The sequence below is a fragment of the Colwellia sp. TT2012 genome (assembly GCF_001440345.1).
Lineage (GTDB): Bacteria > Pseudomonadota > Gammaproteobacteria > Enterobacterales > Alteromonadaceae > Colwellia.
Genome location: NZ_LJYX01000171.1, coordinates 1 through 748 on the forward strand (window position 1 = coordinate 1; position 748 = coordinate 748).

Annotated in this window: 1 protein-coding gene; it reads left to right on the forward strand. The window is 50.7% G+C overall.

From position 1 onward, the window contains the following. Positions 1-301, forward strand: a 301-nt coding sequence (locus ASU03_RS21675) for a hypothetical protein (RefSeq protein WP_231731659.1), incomplete at its 5' end; no start/stop codon positions are given. Between the last annotated feature and the right edge of the window lie 447 nt (positions 302-748).

Genomic DNA, 748 nt, shown 5'->3' on the forward strand with positions numbered 1-748 from the left:
AGAGCTGTGTAATCCGGGGCATTTTCATGCAATGCCATCAATCGCATACAGACTGGCAAGAGTAGCCGCCGGCGACGGTGTATGCGGTGTCTCGCTCTACGCTGTTTCAGCGCATGATGTTGTAGCTGGGCATGCGCTGTTGATAGGTGCCCGTGGTGTCCTGCTGGACGAAAATGGAGACCCCATCCGCTATGCGACGGAGGTCAATATGGCTACTGTATCGCAACGCTGCTTTGGTGGATCACCTTCCGCATGTCACGAATTAACAACTCGTAGATGGGATCGAGTGCTCTGTACCTAACGTCACGAGTAACAAATCAGATAAATCAAATTTTAGAAAGCTTCCGGATCAGGCTCGACGCCAGTGAATGTGATTTCCACTGGCTCACCTTCACGCTGCCACGCCAACTGATAGACAAACCATTGGTATTCATCCTCACAGCGATCTGCCACACGCCGGATACGCGCTCAACACCGGCTAAACAAACGCAGGTGAATCCGAATCTTCATGAACGTGATTAGCATGCCTGACTAAAAAACAAGTGTCGGCAGCGGGTCGGTTTTCGTCCTTCGCGGCGGGCCGTAATCGGTCGATTCTGTTGAAAACAGTTGGTCAGCCTAAACTGCCTGATCATTGACTGGTGAAAACGCCTTTTTTGCACACTGCTACGTGAAATCTGAGTCCGGAAGCCTCTGCCAAAAGTGAAAATCTCAATTTCGGACGCGTACTTTTCTGCGACGCAAAACA